Below are 18100 nucleotides of genomic sequence, written 5' to 3'. Positions count from 1 at the left end.
CCCGGCCTGTCGGCAATGTGGGTCGCCCCTCCAGACAACAGGGAAAATGACGGGTAGATGTTCAGGCTTGATGGAAAGGTGGCGCTGGTAACCGGGGCGTCAGGTGGAATCGGCAGCGCGATCGCGCGGAGCCTGCATGCGCAGGGCGCGGTCGTGGTGCTGTCGGGCACGCGTGAACAGGTGCTGCGCGATGTCGCGACGGCCATCGCGTCGGATGCGGGCACGGATGAAGGGCGGCTGCATGTCTGCCCGGCCGACCTGTCCGACGCCGCGGCGGCTGACGCCCTGGTCGCGGCGGCAGAGGAAAAGGCGGGCGCGCCGCTGGATATCCTGGTCAACAATGCCGGGCTGACGCGCGATACGCTTGCGATTCGCATGAAGGACGATGACTGGAACCGCGTCATGGACGTGGACCTTTCGGCCCCGTTCCGGCTGTCGCGCGCGGCGCTGAAGGGGATGCTGCGGCGGCGGTCCGGCCGCATCGTCAACATCGCCTCCGTCGTCGGGGTGACGGGCAATGCGGGACAGGTCAATTACTCCGCGGCCAAGGCGGGCATGATCGGCATGAGCAAGTCGATGGCGCAGGAAGCCGGGTCGCGCGGGGTGACGGTCAATGTCGTGGCGCCCGGCTTCATCCAGACCGCGATGACCGATGTCCTGCCTGACGCGCAGAAGGAAAAGCTGACATCCGCGATTCCGCTGGGCCGCATGGGACAGCCCGCCGACGTGGCCTCGGCCGTGGTGTATCTTGTCTCGGCAGAGGCCGCGTGGGTGACGGGCGCCACATTGCATGTCAATGGCGGCATGGCCATGTCCTGAAGGCGATGTACGGAATTTCGCTGGACACCAGCGCCGAAGTGGCAAAAAAGAAGGGGTGAACGGGCGCGGGTGATCCACCCTGTGGCATCGCAGACATAACGAAATGCGATCATCGCCTTGGCGTGGACAGGTAAACCGTGCTAATCGCCCGCAGCTTCGTCCGAAGCGGGCCGGACGCTTTTCCCGCAGTTCCGGTTTGCGGGACGTTATCAGGACGAATGAGTTTCGAACCGCCCGTTTCTTCAGGGGCAGACAGGAAGCAGAGACAGATGAGCGAAATTGCCGATAAGGTTAAGAAGATCGTTGTCGAACACCTTGGTGTCGACGAAAGCAAGGTGACGCCGGACGCCTCTTTCATTGACGATCTGGGTGCGGACAGCCTGGACACCGTTGAACTGGTGATGGCGTTCGAGGAAGCCTTCAGCGTCGAGATCCCCGAAGATGCGGCGGAAAAGATCACGACCGTCAAGGACGCGATCGATTACATCGAGAAGCAGAAGGCTGCCTGAGCCACGCGCGTGGCGTTTGTGGCTTGAGTAGAAAAACAGTCAGATATCGTTAGAGTCAGGGAGCAGGTCGGGTTGATACAGTCTGCCGGATTGGCGTCGAAGCAGCGACGCGTTGTTGTGACCGGTATGGGCATCGTCAGTCCGCTCGGGCTGGGGATCGAACATAACTGGTCACGTCTGGTGGCGGGGGAAAACGGCTTTGGCCGCATTACCGCGTTCGATCCGTCCGGATTGCCGGCCCAGGTCGCGGGCGAGGTTCCGGTCGGACCCACCGAAGACCATTGCCTGACTCTTTCTGACTGGGTTCCTGTCAAGGACCAGAAGAAGATGGACCGCTTCATCCATCTGGGACTGGTGGCAGCAACCGAAGCGGTCGAGGATTCCGGGTGGATGCCCGAATCCGAGGAAGATCGCTGCCGCACCGGCGTCATGATCGGCGCGGGCATCGGTGGTCTCCAGACCATTTACGAGGCATCGGTCACGGTCAAGGAAGGTCGCGCGCGGCGTCTGTCGCCCTTCTTCATTCCTTCCGCGCTGATCAACCTCGTTTCGGGGCATGTCTCCATCAAGTACGGATTCAAGGGGCCGAACCATTCGGTGGTCACGGCCTGTGCGACAGGCGTGCATGCCATTGGCGACGCGTCGCGCATGATCATGCTGGGCGATGCGGATGTCATGGTCGCCGGCGGGGCGGAAGCAGCGGTGTGCGAACTTGGCATCGCCGGTTTCTGTTCGGCCAAGGCGCTGTCGACCCATTTCAATGATACGCCGGCAAAGGCGTCGCGCCCGTGGGACCGTGACCGTGACGGTTTCGTCATGGGCGAGGGCGCGGGCATTGTCGTTCTGGAAGAATACGAACACGCCAAGGCGCGTGGCGCGAAAATCTATGCCGAGGTGGTGGGATACGGGATGTCGGGCGATGCCCATCACATCACCGCGCCCGCGCCGGGGCATGAGGGTGCCTTCCGCGCCATGCAGGGCGCCCTGCGCAGCGCGGGGCTGACGCCCGCCGATATCCAGTATGTCAACGCGCATGGTACCTCCACCATGGCCGACGACCTTGAGCTGGAAGCGGTCGAGCGCCTGTTTGGCGATGACGCGCGCAAGCTGGCGATGTCATCCACCAAGTCAGCCGTCGGGCATCTGCTGGGTGCCGCTGGCGCGGTGGAGGCGATTTATTCCATTCTCGCGATGCGTGACAATGTCGCGCCGCCCACCCTCAATCTGGACAATCCTTCGCGTGAAAGCGTGATCGACCGTGTCGCCCATACCGCGCAGGAACGCCGGATCGACACCATCCTGTCCAACAGCTTCGGCTTTGGCGGCACGAACGCCAGCATCATCCTGCGCGGGGTCTAAAAACGGGGGGCCGTGCCCGCCGGATGGCGTGAGGCCGACAGGAAAGGAGAAACGTGCGCAGGGTTCTGACAGGACTTGGTATCGTCTTTCTTGTTCTGGTTCTGTCGGGGCTTGCGGGTGTCGGTTACGGGGCATGGGTCTTTACCCGCCCCGGTCCCATGCCCGAAGCACGCGTGATCGTGGTGGCCAGGGGGGGCGAGGGACGTGCCTTTGCCTCGCTGCGGGACGCGGGCGTATTTTTCGGGGATTCGTGTACACATGCGATATTCCGTATCGCGGTGCATCTGACCCGGCCCGACGGCGCGCTGCATGCCGCTGAACTGAGTTTCCCCGCCCATGCGTCAATGCAGCAGGTCCTGTTCGTGCTGCGTCATGGAAAGCCGATCATACATCGCCTGACCATTCCCGAAGGCAGGTCATCCCTGCAGATTGCGGCACTGCTGAATGACGCGCCCGCGCTGGAAGGGACATTTATCCCGCCGGCGGAGGGGGATGTGATGCCCCTGACCTATGATTATGAATGGGGAATGGCGCGTCAGGCCCTGCTGGATCGGATGCAGCGTGCCATGACGCGCACGCTGGCGCGTGTGTGGGACGGGCGGCAGCCTGATCCCGCCATACCCGATCCCCGGACGCTGCTGATCCTTGCCTCCATGATCGAACGCGAAACCGCCGTGGCGCAGGAACGCCCCATGGTGGCGCGCGTCTTCCTCAACCGCCTGCATCAGGGGATGCGGCTTCAGTCCGATCCATCGGTGGTCTATGGCCTGAATCAGGGCGCAGGACCGCTGGGGCATGCCCTGTCACGCGCCGACCTGACCACGCCCACCCCCTATAATACCTACGTCATACCGGGCCTGCCGCCGGGGCCGATCTGCTCTCCCGGTCTGGCGTCGCTGGAGGCTGCGGCCCATCCGGCGGAAGGTGACATGCTGTATTTCGTCGCCAACGGGGGCGGCGGCCATGATTTCGCGGCAAGCCTTGGGGAACATAACCGCCATGTCAGCGCGTTCCGGGCGCGACAGGCCGCGCAGCCGGAACGCTAGGACATACGATCGCGCGTCCTTACTGGCTGGGCAGTTCCTGACTGTGGACCTGTCCCGCCTGCGCGGGCTGGACGACGGGCTGTCCGCCGCTTGTCCCTGACGTCGCGCTCTCGCCCGGGGGGACATTGGCCTGCGCCGTCGTCAGAACCTCGCTGAGCGCGCTGCGCAGGGGGTCTGCGCCCGGATTATTGACACGCATGGAAATCACGATGTCTTCCGGTCCGACGATCTGGTTGTAATAGGCACGATTCGCCGGGCTGTTGACCTTCAGCTTGGATCCGCCAAGGGCGGCGCCGGCAAACAGGCCCTTGGATTTCTGGACACCCATGATGCCCGTGTTATGGGACCCCGCCGTGCCGCTTTCGACCCCCGATCCGGATGATGCGAAAGAGGTGCCCATGTCGGCGCTCAGCTTGAACTGGCTGTCCAGCAGGGACTGCACGCCGGTATCGGTCATGACGAACATCATGATCTCCGCATCCTGCATGCCCAGCTGCAGCCCGAAATTGGCGGTCGTGATCTTGTAGAAGGCCGGATCCGACCATGACCCGCGCCCGTCACGCGTCAGCAGCACGCATCCCCCGCTGCCCCCGCCAAAGCCGATGGACATGCGCATGACCGATGGACATACGATGACCCCACGTGCCTGTGCGAGGTAGCGCGTGATCTTGCTGTTGGATTTGGCGCCCGAAAACATGTCGCGGACCGTCAGCGTCGCCTGATCGACAAGGTTCTGCTCCTTTTCCGCCGTGGCCGTGGCGGCCATGACGGCATGGCATGGCATGGCCATGAACGTTGCGGCCATGAGACTTTTGACGAAAAAACCGTTTCGCACGCCTGTGCTCCCTTTCGATCGTGCCGGGCCGTGGCATGAACGGGTTATGCCCCGCGCCGGGACATGCCCCGTTTTCGTGGCCGAATAATGGCTGCTTATGTCAGTGTCGGCGGTTCATCAATCCATCGATACGCCGACCGCCTGCGAAAGGACATCCGCAATATGCGGGGCCGCCGCAAGGATGGTGGCATCCCCCTCCAGCCCGCCATCGCGCAGGAAGGGCGAAACCCGCGCGCCAGCCTCCTCCAGCAGGACGAGGGCCGCGGCGACGTCCCACAGGTTGATGCTCATTTCCAGATAGCCGTCCTGCCGTCCGCACGCGACTTCGGCAAGGGCGATGGCGCCGGACCCGCCGGAACGTGGCATCGCGCCGAGGTTCAGGATGGCGTCGATCTTCTGCTGGAATACGCCCGGCTTCACCCGGTTGCTCCACCCCATCTCGATCATGGAGGAGGCGGGATCCAAAACGGTGGAGGCATGGATCGGCCGTCCGTTCAGAAAGGCGCCCTGTCCCCGCACGGCGGTATAGGTCTCCCGCAGGGCGGGGGCTTCAATGATGCCGGCAATGGGGGTGTCGCCATCCATCAGCCCAAGGGAAATGCACCAGCGGTTGCGGCCGCGCGCGTAGTTGGAGGTCCCGTCGATGGGATCAACCACCCAGCGCAGGCTGCCGCCACGGGTGCGGCCTTCCTCTTCGCCCTGGAATCCGTCTTCGGGGAACATCTGGCCGATGCGATGTGAAATCAGGGCCTCCACCGCGCCGTCAGTTTCCGTCAGCCAGTCCTGCGCGGCTTTCTGCGTCGCCTGCGGGCCACCGGGGGCCGGGCGCATCTTCATCGCCAGTTCCGCCGCGTCGCGCACGACGGAACGCGCGGCCTCGAAACGGTACAGGATATGGGGACTGGGCATGGGGGAACTCCTTTTGGGGGTGAGAAGGGAAACGCGTCAGTCGGATCGAAGTGCCGTCTGCAATACGGTCGCCAGCGTGGGATCTTCCATCCTGTTCAGCCTCTGCGCCGCGAGCATGGCGAACCTGTGGGTCAGGCTGCGTCGTCGCGCCGCCGGCAACGGGTGCGACGGCGCGGGACGCAGGATGGCGGCATCCGCGATCATGCTGGTCCGGACAGGGGGCGCGGGCAGGTCCACCACCATCACCCCGACATCATCGGGCAGGACGTCGCGCGGGAAAAAGGCGGGCACCGCGAAATAAAAGGCATCGCACCACGGCCGGTATTCCGGCCATTTGAGGTCGCTGCGGAAATCAGGCAGCCCGGATTTGATTTCAATGCAGGTCAGCCGACCGGCGGGGCACAGCGCCATGACATCCGCGCGGCGGCGATTGGGCAATGGCATTTCATGCAGGATGGCCCAGCCATGCTGACCACACAGATGCGCCACCGCCCGCCGGATCGCGGGCTGGACATCTGCGGTCGTCATGTCGGTCAGGGGGGCGTCCATGCGGCTATCTGATGCCATTTTTCAGGTCGTGGGCAACACCCGGCGCTGCGATCATCCCGTCGGGACCTTCAGGCTGCCGCCGTGTCCCGTCCGATCAGGCGGGTCACCAGTTCCAGGTCCGCCGGTTTGTCGACATCCACGGCGGCGCGTCCGTCATCAATGGGAATAAGCCCGACCCGCGCGCCCGTCAGGCGGCCGATGCGCCGGCACAGGGCGGCGCGCGTCAGACGGCGCAGGACAAAGCGCAGCAGGATGCCGGGGCCCAGCAGGCGGGCCATGCGCAGCGGATGCTTGCGGTCATTTTCCAGCCGCTGCCACAGCTTCAGGACCGACATCGCCGCGGGCGTGCGCAGGAAGAACAGGTTACATCCCGAAAATGCCCCATCCGCCAGACGGATCATCGTGCGTTTCGTGTCGGGCACGTCGCGGGCGATGGCGCCTTCCAGTGCGATGCCCGCAGACATGTCGCACTGCGCGCGCGTGGAATCGGCAATGAAGGACTCGACCCATTCCGGCCGCAGGAGCGCATGATCGGCGGTCGTGACAAGCAGGGGCGCGCCAAGCGTGGCAAGCGCGTTCATGACGCTTGCGCTCGGGCCTGCCGCTTCGGGGATGAAGGTGACGGATGGTGGCACCGCGCCACGCAGGACGTCGGGATCGTCGATGCACACCACGATTTTCCCAAGCCCCGGCACCTGCATCAGGGCATCGCATACGCGGGTGATCATCGGGCGCCCACAGACGGGAAGAAGGGCCTTGTGCGAAATGCCGGCCGCCTGCGCCATGGGGTCGCGCACCCCCCGGCGGCTGCCGGCAAGGATAAGGACGTCAAGCCCCGGAATATCGGTCATGCAGCGTTCCGGTTGGGATTCGCGCCATCGGGGCGGTCACGCGGCGGCGATCCCGTCAGGTCCATGACCCACGGGTAACGCTTCGCCTCGTCCTGATCGTATCCCAGGTTGAAGACGCTGGGGCTGCGCGTGCAGCTCTTGGCGTCGACGTAATAGCTGCGGAACAGGCGGTCGGCGACGAAGCTGGTGATGCCGTAATTGCCGTTTTCGTTGTGGAAGTGATGCAGCACGTGACGCTGCTTCATCCGCTGGATCCATGACATCTTCGGCTTGTAGTTGAGATGCTGGATACAGTGAAAGAATTCATAGATGCAGGTGATCGTAAGCCCCGCGCCAAAGGCGGCGGCGGCACCTGCGATCTGCCCGATGGCAAAGCCGATGGGAATGGTGACGATCGCGATGGTGGGAATGGTGTTCAGCGGGGAGCCGAACAGGACATCCAGCAGGTGCGGGTCCTGATGATGGTCGAAATGAATGCGCTTCCACAGGGCGGAGGTCATTTTCAGGCGATAGAGGAAGCGTCCGTGCAGGATGAAGCGGTGGATGGCGTACCAGACCAGCGGATAGACCAGGACGACCGACAGGATGCTGATAACGACCGGCAGCCAGGATACGAAGGTATGGACCATGACCGCGAAGCTTCCCGCCGCCAGGGCGACGTAGAGCAGGATAGTCGGATAGGTCAGATAGGCGATCCACAGCTGGCGAAGATTCATCTTCCCCAGATCGAAGCTGCGCCCCGTCCGGATGGATGTGTTCTTCAGGGTACTGGTAATCATCGTTCTTCAATCCTCAATAGCACTGTCACCACGCCGAGAATGAAAATTACGATCCCGACAAAAACCGCCACCAGAGAGGGAAGCGTACCGGCATTGCCCAAGGCCCGCAACAATCCCTGGAATACGACAAACAGCAGACCTGCCCCCAGGCACCATATTGGCAGCCAGCTGCGTGTCCCGGCCCGCGGGGGGATATAAACCACCGGGATGGCCAATAACAGCATAACCGTAAATGTCAGGGGTAACATGATACGACCCAGTATTTCGGTCATGAAAAATGCAGGGGACTGGCTGGAAGGAAAATCATTGTCGAGCACCTGCATCATGGTCAGAATCGACTGTGGCGTATCCAGCGCCAGCTGCAGGACCAGATCCGGCGTCAGCGTCCGCGGCCAGTCCAGCACAAGGCGCGTGTCGGAACCGGTATCAAGCTGTTCCACGCGCGTGGGGCTGATGACCGTCAGGACATGGTCGGGATATCCGCTCCATCTGTTGATGAAATAGCTGACCTTGGGCAGGTGGAGGACCTTTTCCACCTGGCCGTCGTTATCGCGGCGATAGAGGGTCACGTCATGCAGTTCGCGCCCTCCCTTCGCGATGCCCTGAATGTTGACGAGCGTCATGCCGGTGCGGAACCAGACATCGCGTGAAACCCCGGTGGGGGAGGGATTCGTGGCGTTCCACCACCGTGCCTGCGCGATTTCACTGCGCGGGACGACCTGATCGTCCACCACTACGCACAAAACCCCCAACCCCAGTATCGCGGGCAGGAACAGGCGGAACAGGCCCGGCGTCGAAAGGCCGGCGGCGCGCAGGATCGAAATCTCGTTCGAGATCGTCAGCTGCAGCAATGTGATCAGCGCCCCGATCAGGACCGCCAGCGGCATCGCATTGCCAAACAGCAGCGGCAGGCGGATCACGGCGTAATACAGCACGCCGGACAGGCCCAGATGGCGGCCCATGATTTCCGTCACCTGTTCCAGAAGCGCCAGGACCTCCATCAGCGCGATGATGACCGCGGCGGTGGCGAAAATCTTGCCCAGCAGTTCCCGGGTCAGATAGCCCACCAGCACGCGGCCGCCGGGCAGCAGGCGTATCGTCTTTCCCTTCAGTTTCATGGATGCGAATCCTGCGTCCGCGTCGGCAGGCCGTCAGGCGACAGGACGCGTTGCGAAGAAGGATGCGGCGCCATGAGCAGGACGCGAAGTCCTCCGCAGCGCCAGACCAGCGTTTCGACACAGCCCAGGGCGAATATCAGCGTCGGAAGCCAGATCACCACCAGTGGCGACATGTGGACATTCGCGACAAGACTGAGACCCATTTGCAACGTGTGGTCAAAGCCCACCAGCGTAACGGCGGCGATCGGCAGGCCGATGCTGCGTTTCTGCCGTTTAGCCATGATCGCCAGCGCGCAGGCAAGGAACGGAATGAACGGAATCGCGATCGTGCGCGCAAGGCGGAAATGCAGTTCCGCGACCAGATAGGAATGCTTGATCCCCGGCATGCCATGGCGGATGTCGTGATACAGCTCAGGCAGCGTCAGTTCACGTTCCGTCTGTCCCCGGCTGCGGTTGGCCTGCATCTTGTCAAGCTGGCCGTGGGGCGAAAACAGCTCGGTCGTATGGTCGAAATGGATGATGGACGGGCTCTTGTCATGCCGGTCGGTGATGATCGTCCCGTCAATCAGGTCGAGGCGGATCTTTTCTTCATTGTTCGGGATATACAGGTATCCCTTGCGCGCGGTGATGTAGCGGGTCACCTCATGGCTGCTGTTGTCGCGGATAAAGACCGTGAACAGGCGCGACCCCGCGTCATCGACCTTTTCCGCCGTCAGCATCAGATCGCGCGATGGTGCTGCAAACATGTGGGACTGCAGGTGCGGCGCCCAGCCGCTGTGACTGGCGAAATACAGCGCCGAGCGGTAGTCATACCGCGCATAGGGCTGGATGAAGCCATAAAGCGAGAAGCTGAGCGCGCCGAGGATCGTTCCCACGATGATGAAGGGCCGCGCGATACGGAACATCGAGACGCCACTGGCCATCAGGGCGTCGATTTCGTGATTCTGGCTCATGCGCCGGATGACGGAAAACACGCTGACGCACATGGCGGCCGGCAGGGCGAGGCCAAGGTAATGCGGCACCAGATCCGTCAGCAGCGCCAGGAACGTCTTCATCGAACTGCCGTTGGAGGCCAGCATGTTAAACAGCGCCAGCAGCCGTTCCAGCAGCAGGGCCGCCATGACCACGCCCAGCGAAATGGAAAATGGTGGCACCACCTGCTGCAGCAGGTAACGATCCAGCGTCCCGGGCACCAATCCCCGGAAACAGCGGTGCATGAATGGCGGAACGTTCATCAGGGGCTGCTTATACCCGAAAGACGCGGTGATGCAGCAGTCGCCGTGAAAATAATTGGCGGCGTGCCGAGGGGGGCTTCCCCCGGCAGGATGATGCGGCGCGTGATTTCGGTGCGATAGCCATCCGGCAGTGTCGAGATGCGCACCCGGTTCCATGACGCCGCGCGCGCGGGATCAGCCACGCAGGCGGAGGCTGACGCCACCCCCACCACCGGCACGGGCCCCACGGGGCCGGGCATGGTCGTCTGGGTGGAGACATGGGTATGTCCATGCAGTACCAGCTCGGCCCCATTGCGTGCGATGCATGCAGCGAACCCGTCCGCGTCGCGCAGGGACTTGCGTGGCGTCGTCAGGCGCGCCAGCGGCGGATGGTGGATCATGATGACGCGGTAGAGTCCCTGGCGTCCCGTTTCATCCAGGATCGTGGCAAGGCGCGCGCACTGCCGCGCCCCGATGCTTCCCGCCGCGCAGAAGCATGGCGTGGGATGGGCCGAATTGACGCCGATCAGGGCAACCGGCCCGATCCGGCGGATATAGGGAAAGGGCAGGGGCCCCATCCACGCGCTCCACCGGCCGATCGTCTCGTGCCAGTCGCTGCGGACAAGCGCGTCATGATTGCCCGGAATGACAGTGACGGGCATCGGCAGGCGCGACAGCCACCGGGCCGCCTGCGCGCATTCATCCGGCAGGCCGAGATTGGTCAGGTCCCCCGTCAGCGCCAGCATGTCGACATCATGGGCGATGATGTCGTCCATGACCCGCTGCAACGTCCGTGCCTGATGGCGCCGCCGCCGCCTCTGCCACGAGAGGTAGCTCAGCGCGCGTTTGTTAAGAAGATCACGCGGACGGATATGAAGACTGTCCATCGTCAGATGCGGGTCGGAGGCGTGTGCAAGTGTAATGTCGATCAAAGGCACTTTCCTCTGGAAGCATCATGGATGCGCCAAGCGGGCTTTGCATACAGGCGTTGCGCTGGCCGGATCGGGCCATCCCGACAGGCATAATGTCGGGGGGAGGCGGGTTTTCGTGCCTTGCAATAAAAGGCAGATGGTTGCTTATGGCCCGTACGTCAAATTTCTAAACGATTGGGATCATCCGTGACAGCACGCTTCGTCATCATTCATAATCCGCGCAGTCGGCGGAATCGGAGCGGGAACGAACATTACAGCATGATGGCCCGGCAGTCGCTGGGGGAAAATTTCCTCTCGCCCGCGTCACAGGCAGAGCTGCTCCATCAGGTAGAGGAACTGGCGCGCCGCGATGTCCAGTGCATCGTCGTTGACGGGGGGGACGGCACGCTGAGCGATGTGCTCAGCGCCATTCACAGATATTATCGTCCCGACCGGCTGCCCGCGCTGGCGCTCCTGCCGTCGGGCAATACCAACCTGATCGCGGGCGACGTCGGTTTCGGGCTGCGGGGGATGGAGGCGCTGGTCCGTCTGAACCAGCTTGCGCTGGGGGGGGGCATGCGGCGCAACATCCGTCGTCGCCGTGGCCTTGTCGTCAGCTGGAGCGACCCGCAGCGCACGCCCGTCGTGGGAATGTTCCATGGCACGGCCGCGTTCCGGCGCGCCATCGAACTGGCGCACCAGCCCCAGATCCTGGACCGGTATTCCCATGAAATGGCGGTGGTGGTGACGCTGGGATCGTCCGTTGCGCATCTGCTGTCACGACGCTTCAGGCGTGAATGGACACAGGGCGACCGCCTGTCGATCACGGTGGGGGATGCCCCCGCGCGGCAGGAGAACTGTTTCCTGTTCCTGGCGACCACATTGCAGAGCCTGCCTTATGGCGTGTGGCCCTTCTGGCATGGGGCCGAATCGCACGATGATGGCATCCGTTATCTGGATGTCGCGGGCATGCCGCCCCGGCTGACCGCGGCGGTCACGTCGCTGCTGCGGGGGCGCGTGCCCCAGTGGCTGAGGAACGAAAGCGCCTATGACAGCGGATGCGCCATGCGGATCCGGCTGGAAATGAAGGAGGATTTCGTCCTTGATGGCGAAGTCCTCGATTCCGGACCCGATGGCGTGACCTACCTTTCGGTGACGCCGCCCATTGATTTCATTCAGGCCTGATGGACAAGATGAACGCACGACCCGACAGCGCCGGCGGCCAGATCGCCCATCTGCTGGCATCCGAGCTGGTTCAGCCGGTTCCGGTGGAAATCACGGCCTTCGTGACCGGCATGATTGGCGCGGCGCAGCCGATGGGCGTGCTGTTTTATGGTTCGGCCCTGCGCCAGCCGGACATGGATGGGGTGCTGGATTTCTATGTCATCGTGCGGCGCCTGTCCGACTGGCCCGCCGGTGGATGGGCGCGGACGGCCAACCGGCTGCTGCCGCCAAACGTGGAATATCATGAATTGCCGGTCAACGGGCGCACCCTGCGGGCCAAGGTCGCGATCCTGACGCTGGAGCAGTTCCGGCACATGACAGGCCGCAGGACGCTGGATACGACGATCTGGGCCCGGTTCTGCCAGCCCGTGCGGCTTGTCTGGGTCAGTGGCCCCGATGCGGCTGACGCGATTCTTGGCTGCCTGATCCGGGCGGTGGGCATGGCGGCGCGATGGGCCATGGCGCTGGGCCCGCGCGAGGGACGGGCGGACGAATTCTGGAACGCGCTTTTTTCGAATACCTATGGCGCGGAACTGCGGGTCGAAAGCAGCCGCAAGCGTCCGCGCGCCCTTGTCGAAGGGAAGGAAGCCCGTTACGCAGCGCTGTTGACGGCGGCGTGGCGCGCGGACGGACTGCCTTTCGATCAGCATGGCGACATGCTCGTGCCCCGGACGGACGCGGCCTGGCGGGAGCGGATGCACGCGGGCTGGTGGTTGCGGCAGAAGGCGGGGCGTCCGCTGAACATCGCGCGACTGGCAAAGGCCGCGTTTACCTTTACGGGCGGCGCGCGCTACATCGCGTGGAAGATAAAGCGGCATTCCGGCATCGAACTGCCGCTGTCCCCTTTTGCCGAACGCCATCCCCTCATCTGCCTGCCACACCTGTTATGGTCGCTGCGGCAGGCAGGCTTTTTCAGGCGGAAACAGCAGCCCGATTGATCCCCATTTCCCCGGCCACGGCGGCAAAGACGCTGACGGCCTGATCGATCTGGGCCGGCGTATGCGTTGCCATGACGGAGGTGCGCAGCAACGGATGCTGGTCCGGTGTCGCGGGCGGCAGGCTCAGGTTGACATACACCCCCAGATCCAGAAGCCGGTTCCAGAAAGCGACCGCCTGACCCACATCATCAAGGATGACGGAAACGACAGGACTTGCCTGCGGGCCGGTGCGCAGGCCCGCGGCATTCAGCCCCGCATGCAGCCGACGGGCATTGTCCATCAGCTGATGGCGCAGTTCCGGCCGGTTTTCCAGCTCATCCAGCGCCGCCATGGTGGCTGCGATCACTTCCGGCGGGAGGGAGGCGGTGAACATGTAGGGACGCGAACACAGGCGGATGAGGTTCAGGCCGTCATGGTTGGAAACGCAGTATCCCCCGACCGTCCCAAGGCTCTTGGAGAACGTGCCGACAACGAAGTCGATGTCATCCTCCACGCCGTCCGCCTCGGCAACGCCGCGCCCATACTCGCCCATCACGCCCACGGAATGGGCTTCATCGGCCAGCAGCCATGCGCCGGTTTCGCGCTTCACCTGCGCGAACTCCGCCATCGGGACCACGTCGCCCATCATGGAATAGATGCCTTCCACCACGATCAGCCTGGCCCCCGGCCTGCCGTCGAGGCGGCGCAGGCGCTTGTGCAGGTCATCGGCATCGTTATGACGGAAACGGATCACCTGCGCATGGCCCAGACGGCTGCCGTCATAGATGCTGGCATGGCTGTCGGCATCGAGCAGCAGAAAGTCATCCTTGCCCGCCAGCGCAGAAATCGTGCCCAGGTTCGCCTGGTATCCCGTCGAAAACACCATGCAGTGGCGGCGACGGAAAAAAGCGGCCAGCCGGCTTTCCAGCTGACGGTGCAGGCCCTGCGTGCCGTTGGCGATGCGTGATCCGGTCGTCCCCACGCCATATTTGCGTGCCGCTTCGACCGCCGCTTCGATCGCCGCGGGCGACTGGCTCAGGCCGAGATAGTTGTTGGTGCCGAACAGCAGCGTCTCGCGCCCTTCGATCAGGCCCACCGTGGAGGAGATCGGACGTTCGATCACCACGTCGAACGGATTGCGTCCCCCGTCGGCCGTGATGCTGGACAGCGAATGCGACAGGCCTTCATATTTCGAGAAGATGGACATGCGGATCAGGACGCCTGCTTGAGTGACACGATACAGGCCGCCAGATCGTCGATCGTGCGGATATCCGCCAGCCGGTCCAGCGGAACGGAAACGTCAAGCTTGTCCTCGATTTCCATCACGAAGTTCATGACGGCCAGTGAATCGAAAGCCAGATCCTCGACGATCTTGCTGCTGCCATTGATATCGCGAGGAACCTTGGGGTTCGCCAGCAGTGTCTGCACAATGATGGCCGAGACGTCCGCTACCGTTTCACTCATTATTACATCCTTATGGCATGACCCTGCCGGATATCGCGGTAGGGGATCAGCATATCGTTGCCAGAGTCCGGATTTCCCCGGAACAGGGGTCGCGCCACATGGCGTCCCCCATGACGGAACCCCTTATGATTGAAAAACGTCATTTTGACCAGTGCCGCGTTGAGCCGCTTCCGGCAGGCAGAGGCTCTCCGCAGGCCTGACCTGCAGGCGCGAAAAGCCTCAGGCGACGGAAATGGTGGTGTCGATCGGCTTGAACGCGCCAGACAGCAGCATCGCCTTGGCCCGTGCCCGCGTCAGCTTGCCCGACGAAGTCTGGGGCAGGGTGTGCGGCGGCACGAGGATGACCGAAACATCGACGCCATGCTGACGGCGGAACAGGTTCACGGTCTCATTGCGCAGGGTTTCCCGCGCTTCGGGGGTGGTGGCCCGGCACTGCACCAAGGCCACGATCTTTTCCCCTTCATTTTCATCGACCGAGAAAACGGCCACGTCACGGCTGCGGAGGGAAGAAATTTCCGTCTCCGCCGACCATTCCAGATCCTGCGGCCAGATATTGCGGCCATTGATGATGATCAGGTCCTTGGCGCGACCGGTAATGACAACCTGTCCATTCAGCATATAGCCCAGATCGCCCGTATTGAGCCATCCATCCGCATCCAGCACCTTGGCGGTTTCCTGTGGCTGGCGGAAATAGCCCTGCATCAGGCTGGGGCCGCGCACGAAAATCGTCCCCAGCTTCCGGTCGTCAAGCACCTTGCCATTGCTGTCGCGGATTTCGAGTTCGTGTTCCGGCAGCACTTCCCCACAGATCACGAACGTGCGCAGTACCTGGGACGGATCGTTGGAAGGCGAGGCGATGGCCTGTGTCTCGAGAACGCGCAGGTCGATCGTATCGGTCTGGATCCCCGAACCCAGCGGCACGAAACTGATGGCAAGCGTGGTTTCCGCCATGCCATAGCTGGCAGTGAAAGCGCGGCTGTCGAACCCCGATGCGGCGAAGCGTTCGGCGAAATCTTCCAGGATATGGTAGCGGATCATGTCCCCCCCGATCCCGGCCACGCGCCAGCAGGACAGGTCGAGGGAAATCGACGTCGCGCGGCGGGCGCACAACTCGTAACCAAAGGAGGGGCTGTAGGAAATGGTCCCCCTGTTGCGGCTGATGAGGTCCAGCCAGACATGGGGACGGCGGGCGAATTCACGGGTCGGCAGCAGATCGACGCTCAACTGGCAGGTCATCGGGGTCAGAAAGAAACCGACCAGTCCCATGTCATGATAAAGCGGAAGCCACGAAACGCAGCGATCACCGGTTTCACGCACTTTCAGGCCGTTGAGCGCGATGGCGTGCGCATTGGCCATGCCCGAACGCTGCGTCACCGCGATGCCCATGGGGAAGCGCGTGCTGCCGGATGAAAACTGAAGATAGGAAATGTCGTCCGCGCCGACCTCGGGCAGGTCGGTAACCGTAATCGGCGTCGCGAGCAGGTCTTCGGGCACCCCAGCAAACTTCAGGTCCAGCCCTTTGGTAAGGTCATCCTTCCACGAGGCGATGATGGAGGCGATGACCACGGCCGAGGCATCGGCGCCCGTCACCATGCCACGCAGGGTTGCGATATAACCTTCACGTCCCCCGAACGCCACCGGAAGTGGCAGGGGGGCCGGGATCAGGCCCGCATACTGGCAGCCGAAGAAAATCCGGGCGAAATCACCGTCGCTTTCCGCCACGATCGCAACCCGGTCCCCCGGCTGCAGCCCCAGCGACAGCAGGCGTTTCGCGACTTCCCGCGCCTGCTCACGCAGGACACGGTAAGGCAGGGCTTCGAGCAGTTCACCGCGACCCGAATAGATATTGAAACCGCTTTCGCCCTGTGCGGCGTAATCAAGCGCCTGCGGGAAGGTATCGAAATCGCCGTAGCGTCGCGGCTGGCCAGAATCTGTAGGGGTCGGGAGACGTGTCATTTCCGGTAATGTGACTTCCACAGGCAGAACTTGGAATGAAGAAAAATTGGTCATCGATCATTTGACCTCAGAAAGTCAACGATTGAATTCGCACCAGTCGCAGCTGTCGGTCCCGGCAGGGCACTACCGAACGTATCGCTTATATACGTTTTCTGCCGGTCGAGGAATTGGCTCTGCATCGTAAATGCCCTGTCGATTTCATGGCCCAGGTCGGTGACGGAATGGATCACGTTTCCCAGGCTCCAGCTCGCATAGTTGGGATTATTCTGCCACTGGGTCGCATGCGCATCCAGGAACAGGCATGGACGCGGCGTGATTAGAAACTCGGCGATCTGGCTGCTGACATCACCCATATAGAGGTCGGACCCCATGGTATAAGTCATGTCGATGCTTTTCTCGCTACCTGGATCGAATAGCATGTGTCCACAGTCCCGGTAGGGATCAAACAGCCGCTGGGCCCGGGCGCGATGACCGTCGAACATCCTGAAATGCGGCGCGAAAACCAGATTGTATTTCTGCTGTCGTGCAAAATAATCGAGTATCTGAATGCCGAATTTCGGGAATGATGACAAGTGGCGGCTGAAATGCGGATTGTAGAGGACGGTCGGACGGTTGTTCCGGAACAGCGGTTCACGTTGAATATTCATGCGCCGGACCAGGTCGAATTTTGCATAAATTCCATTCCGGTAATGGCCCGGCCGCAGGCTCCCATGTTCCATCAGGCGCTGTTCGACCTTGCTTCCGGCAAGAAGAATGTAATCGAAGTGCCGGACATCCTTGGCAAAACCCACCGCGCGATCCCCCGCGCCGTGGCGGGTCCAGACCAATTTTGGGGCGTGAACCCCCATGCGGCGCAGATACAGGCTGGTACGTTCAGGAACGACAATTGCCTGAAACTTTCGGAAATATTCTTTGTTTAAAAAGAGGGTCAGTATCTTGTCGAGTGGCTGGGGGCCATGCCGGTCGATCTTCCTGCGGAGGAGCGGGGGCAGTTTCAGCAGGTCATAATGTACGCGTGCTTCGGGATAGAATCTGGCCAGGGATTGCAGTTGGGCTTCGCGTTTTTCTGTCAGGCTGGCCAGATGCACTTCTGTCTCTGGATGGCGGATCGCCATTTCAAGTGCGATGGGCAATGAATGGAACACCTGATGCGGATGCCCGATATAAGGAAAAATAACGCGTGGCACGTTTCAATCCAGACTGCTGTTGTATCGTGACAAAGGGAAATTGCGTTCAGAACGGGACGGAAGACGGCCTTTATAATTAAAAGGCGTTGGTGCACGGACGGAAAAAGTTACGGCAAATATGATGCCCGATGTTATTTCATGGCGTAGGTAAGGCCATCAAGTGCTGCGTCTGCTTGCTGGGGACATTCATGATGGCGAGACGGTGAAGGTTTCGGCATCGGACGATCACCTGACGATTGACGGGCATGTTGTTGACGGGGACTGACGCGTGGATGCGGGATGCTGGACGTGAAGGAGGGGAGGCGAAAGCCTCCCCTTCTTTTTTTGGATTTTTTTTGGGGCGTGCGTGCCGGGAATGGGAGTTTTCGGGTCGGGTTTGCCGGTTTTCCGCCGTTTTTCATGGTGTTGGATAAGGCGTTGACAATGGGGGTCGATCTCCTTAAAACCCGCTTC

At 62.3% G+C, this 18100-nt stretch carries 18 protein-coding genes; 6 read left to right on the top strand and 12 right to left on the bottom strand.

Annotated elements, in window-relative coordinates:
* Nucleotides 1-57: 57 nt before the first annotated feature.
* From fabG to mltG, 4 genes are all read left to right on the top strand, one after another.
* On the top strand, nt 58-819 hold the full coding sequence (gene fabG, locus NJLHNGOC_RS01780) for a 3-oxoacyl-[acyl-carrier-protein] reductase (protein WP_113594834.1): 762 nt from the start codon (nt 58-60) through the stop codon (nt 817-819).
* A 269-nt stretch (nt 820-1088) separates the two neighbouring features.
* Nucleotides 1089-1328, top strand: a complete 240-nt coding sequence (locus NJLHNGOC_RS01775) for an acyl carrier protein (RefSeq protein WP_003618476.1) — start codon at nt 1089-1091, stop codon at nt 1326-1328.
* 72 nt (nt 1329-1400) lie between these two features.
* Nucleotides 1401-2687: a beta-ketoacyl-ACP synthase II gene (fabF, locus tag NJLHNGOC_RS01770; protein WP_113594833.1), complete on the top strand. Its 1287-nt coding sequence runs from the start codon at nt 1401-1403 to the stop codon at nt 2685-2687.
* Nucleotides 2688-2740: 53 nt separating this feature from the next.
* On the top strand, nt 2741-3733 hold the full coding sequence (gene mltG / locus NJLHNGOC_RS01765; protein ID WP_113594832.1) for an endolytic transglycosylase MltG: 993 nt from the start codon (nt 2741-2743) through the stop codon (nt 3731-3733).
* Between the two features lie 19 nt (nt 3734-3752).
* Here mltG and NJLHNGOC_RS01760 read toward each other — a convergent pair whose 3' ends face one another.
* From NJLHNGOC_RS01760 to NJLHNGOC_RS01725, 8 genes are all read right to left on the bottom strand, one after another.
* Complete coding sequence (locus NJLHNGOC_RS01760; protein WP_456306353.1) at nt 3753-4568, bottom strand: lipid-binding SYLF domain-containing protein; 816 nt, start codon at nt 4566-4568, stop codon at nt 3753-3755.
* Between the two features lie 117 nt (nt 4569-4685).
* The gene (locus tag NJLHNGOC_RS01755; protein WP_113594830.1) at nt 4686-5477 is read right to left on the bottom strand and encodes an inositol monophosphatase family protein; all 792 of its coding nucleotides are present in this window, start codon (nt 5475-5477) and stop codon (nt 4686-4688) included.
* A 36-nt stretch (nt 5478-5513) separates the two neighbouring features.
* Nucleotides 5514-6026 (bottom strand): MmcB family DNA repair protein, encoded by a 513-nt coding sequence (locus tag NJLHNGOC_RS01750; protein WP_113594829.1) that lies wholly within the window; start codon nt 6024-6026, stop codon nt 5514-5516.
* A gap of 68 nt (nt 6027-6094) precedes the next feature.
* The gene (locus tag NJLHNGOC_RS01745) at nt 6095-6877 is read right to left on the bottom strand and encodes a nucleotidyltransferase family protein (RefSeq protein WP_113594828.1); all 783 of its coding nucleotides are present in this window, start codon (nt 6875-6877) and stop codon (nt 6095-6097) included.
* Nucleotides 6874-7656, bottom strand: coding sequence for a sterol desaturase family protein (locus NJLHNGOC_RS01740; protein WP_113594827.1), 783 nt, complete (start codon nt 7654-7656; stop codon nt 6874-6876). Before NJLHNGOC_RS01740 ends, NJLHNGOC_RS01745 begins: the two co-directional genes overlap by 4 nt.
* A complete protein-coding gene (locus NJLHNGOC_RS01735; protein WP_113594826.1) occupies nt 7653-8774 on the bottom strand; it encodes an LptF/LptG family permease in 1122 nt (373 codons plus the stop codon). Before NJLHNGOC_RS01735 ends, NJLHNGOC_RS01740 begins: the two co-directional genes overlap by 4 nt.
* Entirely contained in the window at nt 8771-10009 is a 1239-nt protein-coding gene (locus NJLHNGOC_RS01730) for an LptF/LptG family permease (RefSeq protein ID WP_239021260.1), read from the bottom strand. Before NJLHNGOC_RS01730 ends, NJLHNGOC_RS01735 begins: the two co-directional genes overlap by 4 nt.
* Nucleotides 10009-10926 (bottom strand): metallophosphoesterase family protein, encoded by a 918-nt coding sequence (locus NJLHNGOC_RS01725; RefSeq protein WP_239021259.1) that lies wholly within the window; start codon nt 10924-10926, stop codon nt 10009-10011. Before NJLHNGOC_RS01725 ends, NJLHNGOC_RS01730 begins: the two co-directional genes overlap by 1 nt.
* Before the next feature lie 180 nt (nt 10927-11106).
* Between NJLHNGOC_RS01725 and NJLHNGOC_RS01720 the strand changes: the two genes are divergently transcribed.
* Together NJLHNGOC_RS01720 and NJLHNGOC_RS01715 are read left to right on the top strand one after the other, a co-directional pair.
* Nucleotides 11107-12084: a diacylglycerol/lipid kinase family protein gene (locus tag NJLHNGOC_RS01720; RefSeq protein WP_113595009.1), complete on the top strand. Its 978-nt coding sequence runs from the start codon at nt 11107-11109 to the stop codon at nt 12082-12084.
* 8 nt (nt 12085-12092) lie between these two features.
* A complete protein-coding gene (locus NJLHNGOC_RS01715; protein ID WP_113595008.1) occupies nt 12093-13061 on the top strand; it encodes a hypothetical protein in 969 nt (322 codons plus the stop codon).
* Here the strand turns inward: NJLHNGOC_RS01715 and spt are convergent.
* The 4 genes from spt to NJLHNGOC_RS01695 all read right to left on the bottom strand — a co-directional run bounded on the left by spt (nt 13036) and on the right by NJLHNGOC_RS01695 (nt 17647).
* Complete coding sequence (gene spt / locus NJLHNGOC_RS01710) at nt 13036-14247, bottom strand: serine palmitoyltransferase (RefSeq protein WP_113594824.1); 1212 nt, start codon at nt 14245-14247, stop codon at nt 13036-13038. The genes NJLHNGOC_RS01715 and spt overlap by 26 nt on opposite strands.
* A gap of 5 nt (nt 14248-14252) precedes the next feature.
* Nucleotides 14253-14504 (bottom strand): acyl carrier protein, encoded by a 252-nt coding sequence (locus tag NJLHNGOC_RS01705; protein WP_110527421.1) that lies wholly within the window; start codon nt 14502-14504, stop codon nt 14253-14255.
* 219 nt (nt 14505-14723) lie between these two features.
* Complete coding sequence (locus NJLHNGOC_RS01700) at nt 14724-16460, bottom strand: fatty acyl-AMP ligase (RefSeq protein ID WP_113594823.1); 1737 nt, start codon at nt 16458-16460, stop codon at nt 14724-14726.
* A 50-nt stretch (nt 16461-16510) separates the two neighbouring features.
* The gene (locus NJLHNGOC_RS01695; RefSeq protein WP_113594822.1) at nt 16511-17647 is read right to left on the bottom strand and encodes a sensor domain-containing protein; all 1137 of its coding nucleotides are present in this window, start codon (nt 17645-17647) and stop codon (nt 16511-16513) included.
* Between the last annotated feature and the right edge of the window lie 453 nt (nt 17648-18100).

This window comes from Novacetimonas cocois, assembly GCF_003311635.1.
Lineage (GTDB): Bacteria > Pseudomonadota > Alphaproteobacteria > Acetobacterales > Acetobacteraceae > Novacetimonas > Novacetimonas cocois.
This window is presented reverse-complemented; position numbering and strand designations above follow the sequence as displayed.